Raw genomic sequence first — 20314 nt, 5'->3', positions numbered from 1 at the left:
TCAGTCTTCATCTTCCAAAAAGGCCAAAACCTTAGATGGGGCGTCGATTTGAACGGCTTTTTCGCCGTTTACCAAAATGGGTTGGGTAATTACCTTGGGGCTGTTCTCCATGACTTTGAGCCAATCCTCATCGCTATATGGTTTTAGGTTTTTTCCGTAGTTGTTAACGAAATCCGGATGTTCTGTATTGATCAGTTCCTTTATGGGTTTACCCAATAGCTTGGCCAATTCGGCCCATTGGGTAGCCGTGACTTTTACCTTGTCCAGATTCACGTCCAACACTTTTTTCTTGGAAGATTTCGCATAGGCCAAGGTCTGCATGCCTTTATTGGTTTCTGCATTATAAAAAAGTTTTATTTCGCGTTTGTTCGTTGCTATTACTCCCATGCTGTCCTTCATTAAAAATCTTTTAATATAAAATAACGTATTTATAATGGTTGGGCTTAACGCTAACCATTTTTTTCGTGCCGTGAACGGGAATCAACAAAAAAAAGCGGGACCCTAGGCCCCGCTTCTCACACAAACTAACTCAAACTGAACCACTCAGAATGATAGGATAACAAAAGGTATGGTGGGCCGAGTATTGAGCATCTGAATAAATGAATCTTTACAAGCGTTCGTAGGTAAATTGGTAGTTTCCTCTTTCGCCTTCTGTGCTGGTGTATGCTGTGAACATGAATTTGTAATAGTTTCCATCAATGTCCTTCAGAACATAGTATCTGTCTTCATAAACGGGACCTCCATAGGGTTGTCTCCATCCGGTTCCTATTTGGGAACGGTTGTTGAAAACAAACGAAGCTTCATCCACATTGCCCATACTGAAATCAGTATATGTAGGGGCATCGTCTTCAACTATAACTTGGTATACGCCTGCTCCCCCCAAATTATTGTGCACCACATAATCAGAATAGGTAAGGCCTGCAACAAGCCCCCCTGAATCGCCATAATAAGCAAATACGCCACTGAGATTAATGTCCCACTGCTCTTTGGTGGGCTCCACGCTTACGGTTTCGCCATTGGTCAAACTAAAAGCGGTAAGGTTATAAGCGGCATCTTTGGCAACGGTCACTTCACTGTACGAATCGGTTTCAGCCAAATCCGCATATTGAATGGTGTAGTTATTGCCATCGCTCAAGATCCTTACCTTTAAAAATCCTCTATGATCTCCAGTAGTGTTAATGCTTCCTGGATCGATGGGCTCTTCCAATTCTCCTTCAATAGGAATTTCATTGCCCATACTTACTATATAAACGTGGTTTTCCTCTGCCGTGGTCGATACCTCGCTAAAGGCAGTGTCTTCCAAAGTACCTTCAGGATTGTCGGTAAAGGAAATACCTTCATCCAAGTTTCCGTATTGGTAGTACCCAACTGGCAAGCCTTCCAATAACTCGGATACAGTGTTTACCGTTACAGGTTCCGGTTGGAACATGGCATTTAAACCGATCAATTCCATAGGTTCGGAAAGATTGCTAGCTTCTGTAATGGTTAGTAAATCGGTAACCCCTGTAAGCTCAACAGCTGATACAGCTAGGGCTGAGTTCAAAAACACACGGTTTTCTGTTCCGTTGTACAATGCAATTTCCCATGTGTCTCGCTTAACGACGGTCTGTGTCGCTGAGCTGAAATCAAAATAGACTTGGTTGGGTATGGTGGCGCCACCATTTTCAGAATCGATTACCCCACTGGTCGATGCAATAGGGGTAAAGCTGACCAAAGTGGATGCTGCCGCACCTTGGGACCAATCGATGTTGTCAAACCCATCAATGGAAAAGCTCACTGATTTTGTGGAGCCTTCGATGGCATTGGTCAATTTGTTAAAGGTAAAAGACGCATTTTGGTCTCCTTCCGCTACGTTAATGGCAATGGTTCCCGATCCCCCATCAGGTGTTGTGGTGAAATCCGTTCCATATTCCGCATTGGTTCCCGTATAGGCAATGTTAATGGTTCCCGCTTCCGATGCAGGTCTGGAAAAGTTGAGCTGTACATCAACAGAAGTGTCTTCCTCGTTCGTGCTCACGGTCTCACTGGTGAAGTTTACCGTGAAGTCTATCAGGTCTTGGCCTTCATCATCGCTACAAGAGCTGATGATGAGCAAGAGTGCGATTGCTTTTAAAAGGATTGTCTTTCTCATTGGTTTTAATTGAAATTTAGATTGTATAATAGTTTTAGGTAATACGATCTTCCATTGCCGAACAAACGACTTGGTGTTCCTCCACTTCCATGGGCTCCCGTGGGAGTGTCCGAGGCATTTACCCGAACAATGTCGAAGATGTTCCGTGCGCCTAGCGTAAGGCTTAAGTCTTTTGTAATGTTGGTCCGAGCCGAGGCATCCATCCACGTGAAATCATCGGTCTGGCCTACTTCGGTGCCATCCGTGCCACTCTGCACAATCTGGGTTCTTCCCGTGTATTTGAGTTGGGCCGATAGGGTGGTGTTGATTGATGGAACGGTATAGCTCAAGGCTGATTGTAGATTGAAACTCCACAGATAATCACTGTTGTTATCCGTAGATTCGTCCACTATGGTGGAAGCACCCAAATAAGTCATGCCCAATGAAGCCTGCCAACGGTTCATGATCAGGGAATTCTCTAAAGAGAACCCCAGAATTCTGGAGCGGTCCACATTATCGAAAGTGAACAGGTTGCGGTCTTGCTCGTCCACATCAATGACGGAAGCTATTTTCCCATCAATATCAAAATAGTAGGATTTTAGGGCGGTTTTGAGCATACTTGCGTCGGACAGCCTGAATTTTTCTTCTACGTTCAGGAAAAGTGAGATGCCATCTTCGGGATCCAGGTCGGGATTTCCCTGCACATTGTGGTTGGAGTCCACAAAGTAGAAGAACAATTCTTCAAAATTGGGCGCCCTGAAGGCGGAACCGAACACTGCTTTTATTTTAAAGGTATTGCTGATGTCGTAGGTAGAGGAGAGGGACCAAATCAACTTGTTTCCGAATTGGGAGTTATTGGTAAATCGCGCTCCTGGAAAAATGGATAGCCTGTCAGTAAGATTGAAGTCAGCCACCCCGAAGAAATCGTAGTTCTCCAAAGTGTTTTCCACCACATCGCTGGAATATTCGCCGGTGGCAATGGCATCAAAACCTGTTTGATGGTTAAACTCATATCCCAATTGCAGGTTGAAGAAATTCGATTTTGGAACCATGTTGCTCACAAAGCCCTTCGAATACCATATTTCACTGGATTGACTTAAATCGTCAGCGATGATGGATTCAATGCCCTGTTGGAGGATATTGTACACATATTGTTTGTAATAGCGCTTTTGGGTCTGATGGGACAGGGACAGGTTGTATACTGTGGATCCTTTTATGGGACCTGTAAGGTTAAGGTTGTTCATGAGGCGCTCCGTATCGAAATTCTCATCCAAGGCCGTTGGGTTGACCATACCCGTATTACTGTCCAGCCTACCGTTCACATAATGATTGTACACTGGAACTGATTCATCGTAATATTGGATCTTGTAAAAGATATTGTGCCTGCCCAGTGATGTGTTGAAGTTGCCAAAGGCGGTCAACTGCTCTTTTGGGTTCCATTCCATGCCCCGAAGGCTATCGTTTACCACGGCATTATCCTGAATGTTCACATAGTTTTTTCCGCGGTAATCATTAAAAAAACCAGCATTGTCATTTCGGGAACCCCCGATGGAAATACTGGTCTTATCACTCAATTGATGGATAAGTTTTGCGTTTTGGATGTGTCGGCCTTCATCGAATAGTGCATATTCGCTGCCCACGGTTTCTTCTTGTACGGATAGTTGCAACTGCCATCTATGGGTATTGTCCAATCCACGTTTGGTCACAATATTGATTACTCCAGCTACGGCATTGTCTCCGTAAAGCACACCCATGGAACCTTCCACGATTTCTATCCGTTCCACATCCTCCAAGTTGATTTGTGTAATGTCGATATTGTTGCCCATACCATTGTCACTGGCCATAGGTATGCCATCAATGAGCACTTTTACATATTGTCCGTCCAATCCGAACATACTGATAGTGGAACGACCTGTTGAGGGGTCTGGGGTAACGGTAATATTAAGATTGTAGTTGAGGATGTCGGCCAAATTGTTCCCTGCTACTTTGGCAATGTCCTTTTGGTTCAAAACACCAACTGCAAACAATTTTTTACTGAGGGACATCACTTTGCTTTCCCCGGTCAATACCACCTCGTCCAATTGCTGCATGGACAATGAGTCTTTTTCAGTGGTTTTTGATTCTTGGGCAAATCCGAAAAGGGGGTAAAGTAAGGTTAAAAATAAGAGACCTTTATTTTTATTTAGACTCATTCTATTTAAATTTAATGACAAATATATATTTTATTTTAAATCAATCTAAATAAGTTTAGTATTTTTGACCAAACATTTTTTAAAACATTCTAACAGAAACCGATATGAAGAAATTTATCCTACCCTTGTTGTTTGTGGCTTTGGCAACTACGGATGCAACATCACAAGAGAAAAAAGAACTGGACCGCGAAGCCATTCTGGACATGTGCGGATGTTACGAAGTCAGTTTTGAGTACACGGAGACCTTTGCTCCCGAGATTGACTATGAGAAACACTTGGATTATACGTCCAAGGCACTGGAACTGGCATTGCCCATAGAAGACGAAGACAATAAGATTTCACTACAGCACTTGTTGGTACTTAACGATACCATGGTGATCAAACATTGGAGACAGGACTGGTTGTATGAGAACCAGAAGATATTCCATTACGATAAGGACAATAATTGGGTGTTTACCGAGCTTCCTGCGGATGAGGTAAAGGGGCAATGGACACAAAAAGTGTATCAGGTGGACGATAGCCCAAGGTATGCGGGTTCTTCCACTTGGGTACATTATGATGGGAAGCATTACTGGGAAAACAAAAGTGATTCCCCTCTACCACGTAGGGAATATTCCAAAAGAAGCGATTACAACGTGATGAGCCGTGGAAACAGGCAAGAGATTACGGGTACGGGCTGGGTACACGAGCAGGACAATGATAAAATTATCCGTAAAGATGGCCTAGAAGATGTACTGTTGGCACAGGAAAAAGGATACAATACCTATGTTAAGGTAGCGGATGAAAAGTGTAAGGCAGCCACTGATTGGTGGGCCAAGCACAAAGATTTTTGGGCCAAGGCCAGGGGTGCATGGGATGAAGTATATGACAGAGAAGGTAATTTGACGCTTGCCAAGCAGGTTGATGGCAAACCTTTATTCATGCACTTTTACGGTTTAGAGAAGGAAGATGCCAACAAGGCCGATATTTTGATGGCCATCAACAAGTTTGTAACCGACAAAACTACAGATCGTGTTGAAGGGCAGTAAGCTTCACTTTATCAGTTGGGCCGTGATGGCTTCAGCCTTGTTGCTGTTTGGATTCAAGGTTGACAAGATATCGGATAAGCTCCAGGAAAAGATCAATAGTGCCATACAGGGAACGTATGAGGTAGAGGAGTTCTCCATGGACCTTATGGAGGTGTCACTTGATTTGAACGAGCAAACCCCTTCCGAATTAGGAGGGGAAAACCTGTTTGAGATCACTTCTTCGGAAAAAAAGTTAGGATATGTTTATGTGGGCGTTGCTCCCAGTTTAAAGAAAACCTTTGACTATGTGGTTTTACTGAATCCTGACCTCAGCGTGAAAAAATCCAAAATATTGATATATCGGGAAGATCATGGACGCCAAGTGGGAAGCCAGCGTTGGTTGAAGCAATTTATCGGGAGGAAATCGGGAGAGAAGTTGGTTTACGGAGAGGATATCGATGGGATATCGGGGGCCACGGTCTCCGCAAAATCCATGACCCTCGCGGTAAGCGACGTTTTGGAAAGTATACAGATCTTAAAAGATGCCAATCTGTTTTAACTAAGTGTTTTCAATTCATTAGTTTAGAAAAGGCCATTCTTTAAAGGATGGCTTTTTCGGTTTCTGGCAGTACTAAAGTTGTTCGGTAAGATACATATAGCACATCCCCGAAAGTATGGCCAGGCCAAAACTCAATAGGGAGCCGATAAGGACATACTCGGTAAGCTTACGGTTTTTGCCCTTGTTGAGGTCACCAAAACGGAACACTGACTTGGCTGCGATCAATAGGCCGATGGCTGCCCATTGCTGCATCAAAATAAAGCCAAATACGAATAGCCTTTCCAGCATGCCGATATAGGTCCCTGCGTTTTTAAGGGAGCCTCCTTCGCTGGTGGCATCGTCTTTGGCAACTTCATCGATATATGGGGCCAGTAACATGCGCATTAATATGCCGGATACGTAAGTGACAAACACCAAAAAAGTAATCAGCAGCAAGGTTTTTTCGGTAAACAAAGCGCCGAAATCCACTGGGAATGGCTTTATCCAGTACAGCACACAACCAAGAACCAAAAGATGAAGTACTTGGTCCACGACAAACAGCCAGCGATAGTTTTTTGGATTGGTCAGGGATAATTTGCCCAAATCGATAAGAAAGTGTGTTACCACAATGACCAAGATGGGCACAATGTGTTGAAACTGCAGTATGATCAATAGCACCAGTAGATGCGCCCCAATATGGAAATACAGGTATTTGGACCGGCCCTTTTTCTTCAACTTGTCCTCCACCCAATGAGCTGGTTGGAGTACAAAGTCCCCGATGAAATGGGCGAGTATCAATTTTAAGGCTATAAGCATCATAATTGGGCAAGTTGTGCCTTGTAAAAATGAATCATTTTTTGGACTTCATCAAATCCTGACCTAATTAATGCTTCACTGATGGTGCTTTGTGATTTGCCCAGTATTGATGCGATTTCACTTTGATTGGTATTGGGGTGTTCCATGGCCGCCTTTACTGTTTTCGAGGTTGCAGGCAACCAATTGTCCATTGTCATTGTTGACAGCAAGAGCATTAAATTGATGGTTTCATCAAAATTTCCATGGCCGGATTTCAAACCCAAGGTTTGTTTCTTGAGGTTTTCAAAACATCCCCCCGAGTTGATAAAAGCTGAACCGTTGGACTCGGTAATCTTGGGTGCGTCATGATTTTTATTGCCCAGACCAATTCCTATGCGAACATCCAAATGGCGAATTTGTTTGATACAGGCTTTTATATAGACTGCGGCCTCCAATGCATTTTCTGGCTTGGTTTGCAGTTGGAAACTGTCTCCCCGGTATATTTCCCAGTCCTTGGGTTCTTTGCCGTATTTGACCAGGGCCTCTTTTAAAAGAGGCAGCCATTTATTGGCTTTATGTTCCGAGGAGTTTTTGATATCACCTGTGAGAATGGCAATCATGATTATCAATTTTGATAAGCATCTGCTAAAAAGCAGATAATATTAAATATCCATGTATAAACGGATAAGTAAAAATATCTGTAAAAAAGCAGATAATCAAATATATCGATAAAAAAACCGATATTTAAATTTATCGTTAAAATAAACGATAAAAAAAGAAACCGCGACCATGGCTGGCGCGGCTTCTTAAATCAACAAAAAACACTATCCTCTTCTCCCTCTCTCCTGCATTTTTTTCTTGCCATGCATTTTTTTGCGATAGGAGAACTTTTTCCAAGTTTCGTACTGATTTTCATCCAGCACATTCCTCATTTTTTCCTGCATTGCGATTTGACGGTCCAAACGTGCGTTTTCCATTTCATATCGCTCTTCGGATGTAGGCTTTTTCCATTCGCCGCTATCCTTCAATGCTTTGATCTCGTCCCACTTCTCTTTTCTGAACTTGGCATTTTCCAATTGGATGTCGTACACTTTATCTTGCTGTGCCTCGGTCAAATCCAACGCCAAGGTCATTCGTTTTGTTTGCAATGTGGCCATCTCTTCGGCGGTCATGTCCATTTTAGGACCTTTGCGCATTCTTTGGTCATCTTGTCTTTGGGCGGTCATGCCAATGCTTATCAGCATAACCAATACTACTGCTATTCGCTTCATAGGTATAAACTTTAATGATTTGTTCTTTGGACATGAACTGTATCCAAAGGTTTAACCATTGCACATAGTTTATGAAGCATTTAACAGTACGGATATGTTCTAGGGAAATTACTTGAGTTTCTCCTCAAGGTTTTTCTCGGAATCATCGGTATACTCGTCGGCATCCTCGAAATGGGTCTCAACGTAGTTTTGCGAATTGAGTTGATTTTGGAATTCGTCGTGTTGCTCTATCAAATAATATGACACGGAAGCTGCCACGAAACAGGAAAAGTAGATTAAGCTTTTTGTTTTGTAGTTCATGATGTGAGATTTGGGATTACTAAAGTAATCAATCCGATTGAGAATCTCACAGATATGTTGTGAAACGACTTTGATTGGATGTGTAGATATAAAAAAACAAGGTGTGATCGATGAATGTATCGGTCACACCTTGTTCCATATTACCTTTCTTAAAAAGAAGGCCTATTTGGCAGGTTCCAATATAAGGTCTATTCGCTCTAGGGCATCTTGTAAATGATAGCGGCTCATGGTGTCTGAAATCCTAGCAAGACCACCTCTGATGTCTCTTTTTAAATTATTTAGTTCAGCACGTGCCACTGAACGGATATCCGATTGGCTCGTGTTGATCGGCGTTGATTTTCTGTAACCTCCAAAATCTGGCTGTTTCCTTTGGCTGTCCGCGGTCATCAAATACTCCAAGCGGTCAATATGCGCTTTTTGAAGATTTCTTCGGTAGGTGTCGATCGTTTTGCCGCTTCGGGTCTCGGACCAGATTCCTCTGCGAAGGTCGCGCATCATTTCCACCAATCCGTAAGCTTCATTACCGTTCAATGTCTCGTTTTCGATGATTCGGGCCAATTTGCCCAATTGCAGCATGGTGTTCAAATAGCTTTCCTGTGTGGCACGGATACGCTCTATGGAACCAGAATATTCAATTTTATTGAAAATGTTTTGGTCTATCAACCATTCAGGGGTTTCAAAGAGTTGCTCCTGCATGAATTCCATGGCATTTTTTTGGTGTTCCTTGCTCACGTAGGTGTACACGGCACCTTCTTGATCAGCGGTTTTGTGGTATTCGTAAACACCTCCAATATTGTTGGAAACATGTCCCATATATCTACGGAACTGTGAAACCACATGTCCGTACATGGTCTTTAAGTCATCATAGTTCTTACCGTCCTCGGTAGTCCATTCCCTTAATTTGGGAACGATACGTTTCAGGTTTTCAATACCATATAAACTGGCTTTGATTGCATCATCCCCTAAATCCTCGGTTTGTGAGCTTGGGTCGTGGATGTCTCCCACTTGCTGATGGCCGAAACGGTACATGGGATCTCCTGCATGTTCCAAAATCCAATCGTTTAGAATTGGTTTTTCTTCTTTCGCTGTTTTGTCCAAAATAGGTTTGTACCCCCATTTAATGGAGTATTTATCGTAAACACCGATGTTTGGCATCAAAGCCACACCTTCGTCCCCTGGCTGTGCCACGTAGTTGAAACGGGCATAGTCCATAATGGATGGTGCTGTTCCATACTTTTGGGTAAAACTTGCTGAGCGGAGAGAATCCACAGGGTATGCCACGCTACTTCCCATATTGTGTGGAAGTCCCAACGTGTGACCTACTTCGTGGGAGGATACAAAGCGTATCAAGCGACCCATGATATTTTCCTTGAACTCGGTTTTTTGAGCCTCGGGATTAATGGCCGCTGTTTGTACAAAGAACCAACCACGTAGCAAACTCATCACATTGTGGTACCAGTTGATGTCCGATTCCAAAATCTCACCACTTCGAGGGTCGCTCACGTGCGGTCCGTTCGCGTTTGGAATAGGGGAGGCCAAATAGCGCACTACCGAATATCTTACATCCTCTGGGGACCATTCGGGATCTTCTTCTGGAGAAGGAGGGTCTTTTGCGATAATGGCATTTTTAAAACCTGCAGCCTCAAAAGCTACTTGCCAATCCTCGATACCTTGTTTAATATAGGGTACCCATTCTTTTGGCGTGGCACGGTCTACATAATATACGATAGGTTTTTTGGGTTCTACCAATTCACCTGCTTTGTATTTTTCGATGTCCTCGTCCTTGACTTCCAATCTCCAACGATCCAGATAGGTAACGGTTTTGCTTTCCTGTGCATCCAATCCGTAATCCACTTGTCCTCTGGCAAACCATCCCACACGCTCATCAAAATAGCGACGCTTCATCGGTTCTTTTGGCAACAAGATCATGGAATTGTTGATTTCCAAAGAAATGGATCCCAAGCTGGAGTTGCTGGGTGGATCACTGGACAAATATGTTTTTACGTGGCGAGCTTCTATGTTCAGGGGATAACTCTTGATGGATTCGATATAGCTGCGGTCACCATCCATGCGGGTAACTTTGTATCTTTTTCGGTATCCATCGGGAAAGCCAAGGGCTTTTACATCACCTGTAAATAGAGGGTCTATTTCGATTACCGTGGCGGGACTCAGGGAATCTTTTTTATTGATGGCCTTGATATCAAAAGAAAACAGTACAGGTTCAAAATTGGAGTTTACCACAGCTTCATGCACGGGCAAAGAATCTGCCGCCACATTTTCATAGGAAGCCACTCGTACCAATACTTTTTTGTCTTTTTTCTCCCAACGCAACACTTGGGTGTTGATTTTTCCGCCACCAAAACCTATACCTGTAGCAGTTTTGGAGATTCGGCTTACCATGAGCATTTCGCGGTTGAACAGGGAATCCGGAATCTCGTAGTAATGTTTGTCATCTACGGTATGAACGCTAAAAAGCCCTTCGTCGGTTTTTGCGTCTTTGGTAATGACCTTATCATAAGGCTTTATATCACCAGGTTTGGACTTATCGTCTTTTTTTTGCTCGGTTTCTTTCTTTTTCTTTTTGAAAAGTTGTGCTTCTGCAGATTGGAAAGCACCTAATGAAATAATGACTAAAAGTAGTCGAGGTAGTAATTTTTTGATCATTATATGTCAGTTTGAATAACTAAGAAGATCCAAAGAACTTAAAATTCGGGAAGATTAACTGTTAAATAAATATTAACAACATTTTTTTTAACGGAATACATCAACCTTTGGGAGTCCTGCGTTTTACTGATGGTTTGGAGTGAATCGCCCCATATAGCTGGGCTCAGCGGCTATTCCTTTTTCGTAAAAAAATCCTAAAGACTGTAACGTTTTTGGTTTTGGATAGTCTTATAGGCATAACATCAATCATAAAATTCAATCAAAAAATGAACAAGTTATTATTAATTTATGGAAGTGTATTATTAAGTAGTACGGCCATAGCAAACGACCAACAAAATACCAAGGTTGTCCAGGTTCAGTCCGAGACACCGGGTAGTTTAGAGAACAGTTTGACCACACTTAATATAAGTGCCGAGTCAAACAATTCAACTTCAGAGATGGATTATGCATCGTATGAATTGAATTTGAATGAAATAGTGTATTTGGAGGAAGAGCCTGAAGTGAATTTGGGTTTTGACACCGCAGATTATCTCCCTGAGGGTTTTGATCCGTATAAAAGCTATTTTGATTTGAATTCCATCATATACCTCGAAAACAAAGTTGAACCCGCATTAGGTTTTGATACCCAAAAGTATTTGCCGGAAAATTTTGATCCTTACACGGACGTGGTGGATGTACATTCCATCAATTACATGGAAGAAGAGGATATGGATCTAGGTTTTGATACAAAGGATTACTTGCCCGAGGATTTTTCTCCTTACGAGGCGTATGTGGATTTAAAATCAATTACTTACATGGAGAAAGAGCCAGAGCTTGTATTGGGGGTCAACAGCAAATATTTGCTGCCAGCGGACTTCAATCCTTATACTGATGTAATCGCAGTTACCTCTATCAATTACATGGAAGATGAAAAAATGGATTTGGGATTTGATACATCCAAGTATCTCCCAGAAAATTTTGATCCGTATAAAAGGATCAACTAGTAGAATGTTTTAGTTTTCATTTTACAAATTTTTGAGTTAGTTAGTAAAAGGCCCTCTCCAGAGGGCTTTTTTTTGTTAAGGAAAACCTATAAATGGTTGGTTAACAAAAAAATAACATGGAAATTAAACTTGGTGGAATTTTCATAAAAAAACCTTTGTCTATGCAGTTTACTTATTCATTTGGCCATTTTGATATGGTTTTCGCATCGTTTTGATAAAAGCACTAAAAGAACGAATCATTCCATTCTAACAAACGTACCGTTAACAAAAAACTAATTACAATAATATTCACAAAAAAGGGTTGTAACTTTGTACTTAACAAAGAGTTACGTCCCACTTGTACAAAAGTGGGTAGCGTTGGTTAAGTTAGTTTCTTACATTTTTTTGAGTTAGTTAGTTTGTGAAAATGCCCTTCCGCCCGGAGGGGCATTTTTGGTTTAGAATAATAGAGGAACCACAAACTGAAACATCAAAACGAGCAGAGCCACGGCAATCAGGTTTAGGATGACCCCAACCCGTGCCATTTGAGGGATTTTCACATAACCGCTTGCAAATACAATGGCATTGGGAGGTGTGGCCATAGGAAGCATAAAGGCACAGCTACTGGCTATGGTCACGGGAATCAATAAATGAAGCATGGGGATATCCAATCCAATGGCAATACCGGCAACCACAGGTGCCAAAACAGCCACTAGGGCAACGTTGCTCATCAACTCGGTCATGAAGAGCATAAGGAAAATCAAAAGGGCGGCAGTGAACAATATACTGATCTCACTTTGCGCAATTCCATTGGCCACCAGATCCACGATGCCACTTGCTGACATCCCCTGTGCCAGTGCAAGCCCCCCGCCGAACAGCACCAAAATGCCCCAGGCCAATCTTGATGTATCTTTCCAGGTAATGATAAAGTCTCCCTTTTTGATATTATAAGGAATGGCAAAAAGTGCAAGGGCCGCGAAAATACTGATCATGGTATCTGTTAGGCCCAATTTTGGAAATATATTGTTGATCAAGGTCCTGAAAATCCAGAGGAACACGGTAACCGCAAAAATGACCAGCACCATTTTTTCCTTGCCCGAGGTGGGGCCCAATTTTTCGAGCTCTACCTGAATGACCTCTTTTGAGGCACTGAACTTTAAATCCTTGTTGGGGAACATCCATTTAACGAGCACCAAATAACAAATGCCTATCATGATGATGGAAAACGGCAAACCAATGGTCATCCATTTTAAAAAGGAGATTTCGGTATTATATTCATTTTCCAACAAACCAATCAAAACGGAGTTTGGAGGTGTACCGATTACCGTGGCTATTCCCCCCGCATTCGCGGAGAAAGCAATGCCCAACATAACACAAAGTGCAAAGTTCTGGTCGCTCTTGGTAAATCCATCTTTATCATTGATCAATAAATTGATTACGGAAATGGCTATAGGCAACATGACCACGGTACTAGCGGTATTGCTGATCCACATGCTCAAGGTGGCCGTGGCGATCATAAAGCCCAAGATCACTTTGTTGGGAGTGGTTCCGGTTAGCCTAATAATGTTCAATGCTATTCTGCGGTGCAGGTTTACCTTTTCCAAGGCCAAGGCCATTACAAAGCCACCAAAAAATAGGAATACAATAGGACTTCCATATTTGGCACCTACTTCGGCAATGGGCAAAATTTTTAAGATGGGCAGCAAAAGTAGGGGGAGAAGCGCCGTCACAGAAATGGAGACCGCTTCGGTAATCCACCAAATCAGCATCCATGCCGCTACCGAGATTACTGGGTCGCCTTTTTCGGATACCATTTCAAATGGCAACAAATTCAATATAAGAAAGACAACGGGTCCAAGGACCAGTCCAATTTTTTTGCTTAGTTCCATTGGGGTTCTAAGCTAGGATTTTTTGTTAAAAGATAAAAATAAAGAAGCCCCATGGTGGGGCTTCAGTATCAAATAATCAAAAAGCAAAGGGTTTATTTGATTTTAAATGTCAATCTGCCAAAAACATAACGGCCATTTTGCCCAAATTGAACTGACCTTCTGGAGTATATGAACCGTCCACTGGATCTAAATGCAGGGTCGTTCTTATCTGGATAAACATCCAAAAGATTGTTGGCTCCGATAGTTAGTGTGGTACTCTTTGCAAGGTTGTATCCAATGGTAAGATCAGTGATTATCTTTGCGCCAAAAGTGTAATCGATCGTTGGGTCCTCTTCGTTGGTTGCCTCCCTAACTTCTCCAAAATAACCGTTTCTCAAAAAGAAATTCCAGTTGTCCCCGACTTTTACATTATGTGAAAGGTTTCCCTTGGTTGTTGGGACGGCGGATTCCAAATAAATTCTACTGGTAGGGTCAAAATATGTGTCACTCAATCCAGCATTGGCTATGGCTTCGGGCACTTTAACCTCTTCCACACTTGTTTCCGAAAAAGTAAAGGCCAAGGTATTGGTTAAGGAAACTTTGTCCGAGATATGGGCTTTGTGGTCAACTACAAAATCCAAGCCCATGGTTTGTGTGTCCACGGAGTTAGCAAAGAATGCTGCTTGTGTGGCATTAGCCTGCTGAAACAAGTTGGCCAATTCTGCATTTCCATTGTCATCAAACTGCCCGGTAAGAATCACGCGGTCGTCAATATTGATGAGATAGCCGTCCAAAGTGAATTTAAGGTTGGCACTAGGGATTCTGGCAGTAAAACCAGCCGTTGCACCTACGGAAGTTTCCTCTTTCAATGGTTCAATGCCCAAAAGCCTTGCTACCCTTGATGTATTGGGGAAAATACCCACCTCATTTGGAATTCCATCAACAAATAGCGTAGAGGTGGAACTGTAATGTATTTGATGTAGCGATGGAGCCCTAAAACCAGTTTGGCCGCCACCTCTAAAATTAAAGTTATCGGAAATTTTAAGGCGCGTAGCCAACTTAAAGTTCAAAGTTCCTCCAAAGTCGGAAAAGTTTTCATACCGAACCGCTCCACTTAGCAAAATAGACTCTGTAAAATCGGCTTCCACATCAAAATAGCCGGCAATGGTGTTTCTAAAGGCATTGATTTCGTTATCTGGTTTAAAACCTGGAAATACTTGAATGCCCCCGGGTCTGGTACTGCCAAAAAAGTCGACAGGCACTTCAGAGCTTGGGTCTGTGGGGTCATGTGGATTTCCCAAAGTGTTGTACTGCGTGTATGAAGCCTCTTCGCCGGCTACGATAGCATAGTTTTCCACGCGGTACTCTGCGCCAAAGGCAATGTTGAGCCCTGCCATAGCATCTTCATAAAAACGGCTCATATCAAAATTAGTGGTGTTTTCACTGTAATTAAATCCACCGGAATCGGCTTCAAAAGGAGTGGAATTGACCAAAGAGGCATTATTGGAATTGGTAACCCGATACAAAAACTCATTTTTCCCATAAGAATTACTGAAATCCACATTCCAATCACCGAGCATTCCCTTGATTCCGAATGCCGCGGATTTGTCAACGATATTCGAGTTGATTTCAGGCAAAAAACCATTGGGATAGGCGGGTGTGTAGCTTCTTGATTGATTGGGGAGCCGGTAAAAACCAGCGGCATTACCATTTTTAAAACTCAACCCACCAAAACCGTAGAGTTTCAAGTTGTCGTCCAGCGGAATGGAAAGGTTGGCAAAGAATTGAGCTCCTCTTAATTGGGATTGTCCCACTCGCATGTTAAAATCGCTACGCTCCAATCCTCTGGCCAATAATTCCGATTCTGTGACATCTGTACTCAGAATACCTTGTAGTTCTTCTTTGGTTTCATCCCCATTCAAGGCAATACCTGCCGAAGCTGCATATTGAAAAATATCGGCTAAATCATCATCAAGTAACAAGGAAGTGTCGTAGTTATCGGCGGCTGCAACCCTTTCAATGGAATTGTAAGCATTAAAAATGGAACCTTTCCACTCTTGCATTCGGTTGGTCCATCCCCGATGATTAAAATTACCTGTAAAGTTGATATAACCTCCGTTTTTTCCAATGGGCAATCCGTAATTCAACCCCAAGCTCACTTTTTCACCATCAATGGTTTTTTGTGGACTGTGCTCGCTGGTCATGTTGGCCCCTGTATTGATGTCCACTTGCAGTTCATTTACACTTTTTTTCAATACAATGTTAATGACCCCTGCAATGGCATCAGAACCGTATTGGGCGGCCGCACCGTCACGCAATATTTCTATTCTGGCAATGGAATTTGATGGGATGGTGGTCATGTCCGTTCCTACACTACCGCGGCCAAAGGTTCCATTGACATTTACCAATCCTGTTTTGTGTCTCCTTTTTCCATTGATGAGCACCAATACCTGGTCAGGGCCGAGACCTCGTAATGAAGCTGGGGCAATGTGGTCCGTACCATCTGAAATGGTCTGGGGATTGGAAGTGAAGGATGGAGCCGCATAGTTTAGGATTTCGGTAACGGTAACCTGAGGGGCGGATTGCGTTAATTCGGTCACATCCAGGACGTCTACAGGCACTGGAGTGTCTGTTGCCGTTCTATTGGCATTCCTTGACCCGACCACCACTACGTTTTCCAGTTCGAGACCAGCTTGCAGGGTTACATCCAAGGTGCTGCCCGTTACGGTTGCTTCTTTGGTGTTGAAGCCAACGTATGAAAACACTAAGACATCCCCTTCGTTGGCTTCGATGGTGTACTTGCCATCAAAATCGGTAATGGCCCCTGTTGTGGAGCCTTTTACTTGTACCGAAGCTCCTGGTAAAGGCACGTTTTGATCGTCATAAACGGTTCCGGTTACTTCTTGTGCCATAGTGGTGAAAGACACCAACAGCACAAAAAGGAATGTGAATTTCATTCTTTTCATATAAGTAGATTTTAGTAAGATTATTGGGGTATGCTGCTGGAAAATTTCCTTCCAAATAGAAGGAAAATCGCGGAAAGATAGAACTTTTTTTAAAAAGAAAACCCCTGAGCTTGATTTAAGGTTCAGGGGTTTGGGTTTTGTTTAAATAGAAATTTTGGACTTATCCGATGTACTTTACTAGCAATGCATCTTCCGTTTTTTCTACTTTGATCAGGCCATGTTTGCTAAGTCCCTTGGTACTCTTGTCCCATTTTTTGCCACTCAGTCCAGCTTTGGATTTTAAATCCGCCAAAGACATTTCGCCTTGAGGTTTAAGGATGTCCAAAATGATTTTTTCCTCTTCGGTAAGTTCCACCTGCTTTTTCTCTGGTCGCATTTGTGGGAAGAACAGCACCTCTTGGATGGATGAATTATTGGTCATCAACATTACCAAACGGTCGATACCGATACCGATACCCGAAGTAGGTGGCATTCCGTATTCCAAAGCACGCAAGAAATCCTGGTCGATGAACATCGCTTCGTCATCTCCTTTTTCTGAAAGTTTCAACTGGTCCTCAAAGCGTTCGCGTTGATCGATAGGGTCGTTGAGCTCAGAGTAGGCATTGGCCAATTCCTTGCCGTTCACCATCAATTCAAAACGCTCCGTAAGCCTTGGATTGGTACGGTGCTCTTTGGTCAACGGGCTCATTTCTTTTGGATAATCGATGATAAATGTCGGTTGTATGTAGTGGTGTTCACATTTTTCACCAAAAATCTCGTCGATCAGTTTTCCTACGCCCATGGTCTCATCCACTTCAATGTCCAATTTTTTGGCCACTTCGCGGAGTTCGTCTTCCTCCATTCCGGCAACATCGTAACCGGTATGTATTTTTATGGCTTCCAAAATAGGAACTCTTGGGTATGGAGCTTTGAACTCTATTTCGTGATCGCCGACTTTCACTTTGGAACTTCCTGTGGCATCAATAGCCACTTTTTCCAATAATTTTTCGGTGGTGTCCATCATCCAGTTGTAGTCCTTATAGGCCACATAGAGTTCCATTACGGTAAACTCTGGATTGTGGGTGCGGTCCATTCCTTCGTTACGGAAATCTTTGGCAAACTCGTACACACCGTCAAATCCACCGACAATCAATCTTTTTAGATACAATTCGTTGGCAATTCGCAAATACAAAGGAATATTCAATGCATTGTGGTGCGTTAAGAACGGACGGGCCGCGGCTCCTCCCGGAATAGGTTGTAGAATAGGGGTCTCTACTTCCAAATATCCTTTTTGGTTGTAAAATTCCCGTATACTGTTGGTGATCTTTGTCCTTTTAATGAAAGTGTCCTTAACGTGTGGGTTCACTACCAAATCCACATATCGCTGACGATAACGTAGTTCGGGGTCGTTAAACGCATCGTACACTTTTCCTTCATCATCTACCTTTGGTAGAGGCAATGGTCTTAAACTCTTGCTCAACAGCGAGAAGTTTTTTACCATCACAGTTTTTTCGCCTACTTGAGTAGTGAAAAGTTCTCCCTCTATGCCGATGATGTCCCCGATGTCCAACAATTTTTTGTACACATCATTGTATAAGGTCTTGTCGTCATCCGGACAAATTTCATCACGGTTAAAATAAACTTGGATTCTCCCTTCGCTATCCTGAAGTTCGGCAAAGGATGCCTTACCTTGGATTCTACGCGACATCAATCTACCGGAAATAACCACCTTTTTTCCTTCTTCAAAATCATTCTTGATGCTCTTGGATGTGGCATCAACAGGATATAATGCTGCTGGATATGGGTCGATGCCCATTTCCCTGAGTTTGGTCAATTTTTCCCTTCGAACGATCTCTTGTTCCGATAGTTGCATAGTCTGTAAAAAATTTAAAGCGCAAAATTACACTTTTGCGCTTTAAATCCTTGCCTTGTGCATACTTAATATGCATAATTGGGCACATAGTCCTTTTCGAATACGATTTGTGCCATGTCATCTTCCAAAGTTTCCAACGGGCTTTCCACGATTCTGTTGACCTCTTGTCCATCTTTAAAAAAGATGATGGTGGGAACTTTTAGGATGTTCAATCCTTTTTCTTCGCCCGTGGGACTGGTTTTGTAATGTCCTTTGCGGTAATCCAATGCAACGATTTCCAATTGCTCCATTGGAAAATCCGCAGTTTCCAATATTTTGATGAATTTGGGGCTTTCCCGCTTGCTATCACCACACCAGGTACCCAAAAATAGTTTGATGTTGTAATCTGCTAGTTTTTCCTTGAAAAGTGCAACCATTGTTTCATCCGGATGGTAGTTCTCATACCTGTTTTGAAACCAGTTGCTATAGGGTTGGGATCGCAAACCTTCAAGGTTGATTTGTCCAACCAAGAACTGGAGTCCGTTTTCGGTGATGATTTCCTTGTTGAAATTTTGTGCCGAAGCACCAAAGATGCAAAGCAAAAAGAATAATGTTGAAACTCGTTTCATGATTTTATATGATTTATGGTTTGGCGACCAAATTCAATAAAATCAATGGTGGAAACGATTTTGATACGTTGGAAATCGGTACTAGACCGGGGGTTGAAATTTACTTTTTGAAGAGAACGGACATTTCATCCCTTGAGGTAACATCCAACTTTTTGTACAAATTGTTGATATGTGTTTTTATGGTGCTGACACTTACAAAAAGTTCAGAGGCGATCTCTTTGTTGGTCTTGTTTTCCAGTATCAGATTGACGATTTTTTGCTCTTGTGGCGTGAGTTTTTCCAATAAATTATCAGTATTGTTTTGTTTTTTCTTGCCAAGGAAGAACAAAACATTGCCCAGAATTGAAACTGCCAGCAGAGCAATCAAGGTTCGGTTCCATTTGGATGTGCTGGGTTGGCTAAAACTGGCCAATTCTTTGTCGGTCGTGATTTCCGCATTGAATTGGTTGGTAAACTCTTCATCAGGGTAAGTGTGGTTCAAACGACCCAGCAAGTTTTCGTAATAATCATTTGTGGTAAGGTCTTCCAGATAAAACCTGAAGGTTTCATTCCTTTTGTCCGATAAAAAATCGTAAATGTAAAGTTCTGCCAAGGGTTCATTGGTCTCTTGTCCAAAATTATGCAGGGTTTTGAACCATTTGTCCAAATTCAATTTTTTCTTGGCTTCGCTTGGATAATCGGCAAAATCATAGGCCATTTGTTCCTTTAAACCCTCAATTTCCAACAAAAGGCCCGATTTGGGGTTGGTGGAGTTAATGGTGCAGAGTGATTGTTCTTCGAAAGAGGTCGGGAATTCCAAGGTGTCCTTGTTGGTTGCGATAAAGAGCACATTTTTACTATTGTTGCATCGGCCCAAAAAGTGATTGCCGCCTGTATTGTCCGAACAGCCATCCAAATGGATGCGATAGATGCGGTTTTGATCGCTCAGGTTATTGCCTTCAAAAGAAAAATGACCCAAGGAGTCCACTTCGGATTTTTGGACAATCTGATCTAAATACACCCGGGACGATTTCCGATAGTCCTCCACCAAGGATAGGTAAATGGCATTGCCCGCATTTTCTTGGGATACTTGCCCTGAAATGTGATATTGCCCAAAGAGGGCATACGAGTTGATAAAGAGTAAGATAAGGACGAAAAACCGCATTTTTTATCCGATTTTGGTTAAAAATAATGGTTTTCTG

16 protein-coding genes are annotated in these 20314 nt (G+C 42.5%); 3 read left to right on the top strand and 13 right to left on the bottom strand.

What is annotated here, in order from left to right:
- The 3 genes from PY092_RS17635 to PY092_RS17625 form a co-directional block, all read right to left on the bottom strand.
- Positions 1 to 399 carry an arsenate reductase family protein gene (locus PY092_RS17635; RefSeq protein ID WP_275617118.1) on the bottom strand — a complete coding sequence of 133 codons (399 nt, stop codon included), beginning with the start codon at positions 397 to 399 and terminating at the stop codon, positions 1 to 3.
- A gap of 208 nt (positions 400 to 607) precedes the next feature.
- On the bottom strand, positions 608 to 2131 hold the full coding sequence (locus PY092_RS17630; protein ID WP_275617117.1) for an HmuY family protein: 1524 nt from the start codon (positions 2129 to 2131) through the stop codon (positions 608 to 610).
- Between the two features lie 5 nt (positions 2132 to 2136).
- Positions 2137 to 4302, bottom strand: coding sequence for a TonB-dependent receptor plug domain-containing protein (locus PY092_RS17625; protein ID WP_275617116.1), 2166 nt, complete (start codon positions 4300 to 4302; stop codon positions 2137 to 2139).
- A 104-nt stretch (positions 4303 to 4406) separates the two neighbouring features.
- Here PY092_RS17625 and PY092_RS17620 point away from each other — a divergent pair, with 104 nt between their 5' ends.
- Complete coding sequence (locus PY092_RS17620) at positions 4407 to 5330, top strand: DUF6607 family protein (RefSeq protein ID WP_275617115.1); 924 nt, start codon at positions 4407 to 4409, stop codon at positions 5328 to 5330.
- Entirely contained in the window at positions 5314 to 5868 is a 555-nt protein-coding gene (locus PY092_RS17615) for an FMN-binding protein (protein ID WP_275617114.1), read from the top strand. Before PY092_RS17620 ends, PY092_RS17615 begins: the two co-directional genes overlap by 17 nt.
- A 72-nt stretch (positions 5869 to 5940) precedes the next feature.
- On the opposite strand, the gene PY092_RS17610 is transcribed toward PY092_RS17615, so the two are convergent.
- From PY092_RS17610 to PY092_RS17590, 5 genes are all read right to left on the bottom strand, one after another.
- Positions 5941 to 6666 (bottom strand): DUF3307 domain-containing protein, encoded by a 726-nt coding sequence (locus PY092_RS17610; protein ID WP_275617113.1) that lies wholly within the window; start codon positions 6664 to 6666, stop codon positions 5941 to 5943.
- The gene (locus PY092_RS17605; protein WP_275617112.1) at positions 6663 to 7262 is read right to left on the bottom strand and encodes a transcriptional regulator; all 600 of its coding nucleotides are present in this window, start codon (positions 7260 to 7262) and stop codon (positions 6663 to 6665) included. The genes PY092_RS17610 and PY092_RS17605 overlap by 4 nt, the downstream gene beginning before the upstream one ends.
- Before the next feature lie 204 nt (positions 7263 to 7466).
- Complete coding sequence (locus tag PY092_RS17600; RefSeq protein ID WP_275617111.1) at positions 7467 to 7913, bottom strand: hypothetical protein; 447 nt, start codon at positions 7911 to 7913, stop codon at positions 7467 to 7469.
- 108 nt (positions 7914 to 8021) lie between these two features.
- Complete coding sequence (locus PY092_RS17595) at positions 8022 to 8213, bottom strand: hypothetical protein (protein ID WP_275617110.1); 192 nt, start codon at positions 8211 to 8213, stop codon at positions 8022 to 8024.
- Positions 8214 to 8375: 162 nt separating this feature from the next.
- Positions 8376 to 10877 (bottom strand): zinc-dependent metalloprotease, encoded by a 2502-nt coding sequence (locus PY092_RS17590; protein ID WP_275617109.1) that lies wholly within the window; start codon positions 10875 to 10877, stop codon positions 8376 to 8378.
- Positions 10878 to 11143: 266 nt separating this feature from the next.
- On the opposite strand from PY092_RS17590, the gene PY092_RS17585 reads away from it, so the two are divergent.
- Entirely contained in the window at positions 11144 to 11860 is a 717-nt protein-coding gene (locus PY092_RS17585; RefSeq protein ID WP_275617108.1) for a hypothetical protein, read from the top strand.
- Between the two features lie 437 nt (positions 11861 to 12297).
- Here the strand turns inward: PY092_RS17585 and PY092_RS17580 are convergent, their stop codons facing one another.
- The 5 genes from PY092_RS17580 to PY092_RS17560 form a co-directional block, all read right to left on the bottom strand.
- Positions 12298 to 13728: an SLC13 family permease gene (locus PY092_RS17580; protein WP_275617107.1), complete on the bottom strand. Its 1431-nt coding sequence runs from the start codon at positions 13726 to 13728 to the stop codon at positions 12298 to 12300.
- A gap of 92 nt (positions 13729 to 13820) precedes the next feature.
- Positions 13821 to 16673, bottom strand: a complete 2853-nt coding sequence (locus PY092_RS17575; RefSeq protein WP_275617106.1) for a TonB-dependent receptor — start codon at positions 16671 to 16673, stop codon at positions 13821 to 13823.
- Between the two features lie 160 nt (positions 16674 to 16833).
- The gene (lysS, locus tag PY092_RS17570) at positions 16834 to 18525 is read right to left on the bottom strand and encodes a lysine--tRNA ligase (protein WP_275617105.1); all 1692 of its coding nucleotides are present in this window, start codon (positions 18523 to 18525) and stop codon (positions 16834 to 16836) included.
- A gap of 65 nt (positions 18526 to 18590) precedes the next feature.
- Positions 18591 to 19133, bottom strand: coding sequence for a thioredoxin family protein (locus tag PY092_RS17565; protein ID WP_275617104.1), 543 nt, complete (start codon positions 19131 to 19133; stop codon positions 18591 to 18593).
- 100 nt (positions 19134 to 19233) lie between these two features.
- Positions 19234 to 20277 carry a response regulator transcription factor gene (locus PY092_RS17560; protein WP_275617103.1) on the bottom strand — a complete coding sequence of 348 codons (1044 nt, stop codon included), beginning with the start codon at positions 20275 to 20277 and terminating at the stop codon, positions 19234 to 19236.
- Between the last annotated feature and the right edge of the window lie 37 nt (positions 20278 to 20314).

The sequence above is a fragment of the Flagellimonas yonaguniensis genome, from assembly GCF_029193885.1.
GTDB classification, from domain to species: Bacteria; Bacteroidota; Bacteroidia; order Flavobacteriales; family Flavobacteriaceae; genus Flagellimonas; species Flagellimonas yonaguniensis.
The sequence above is the reverse complement of the archived record's forward strand: the minus strand, read 5'-3'. Positions and strand labels throughout refer to the sequence as shown.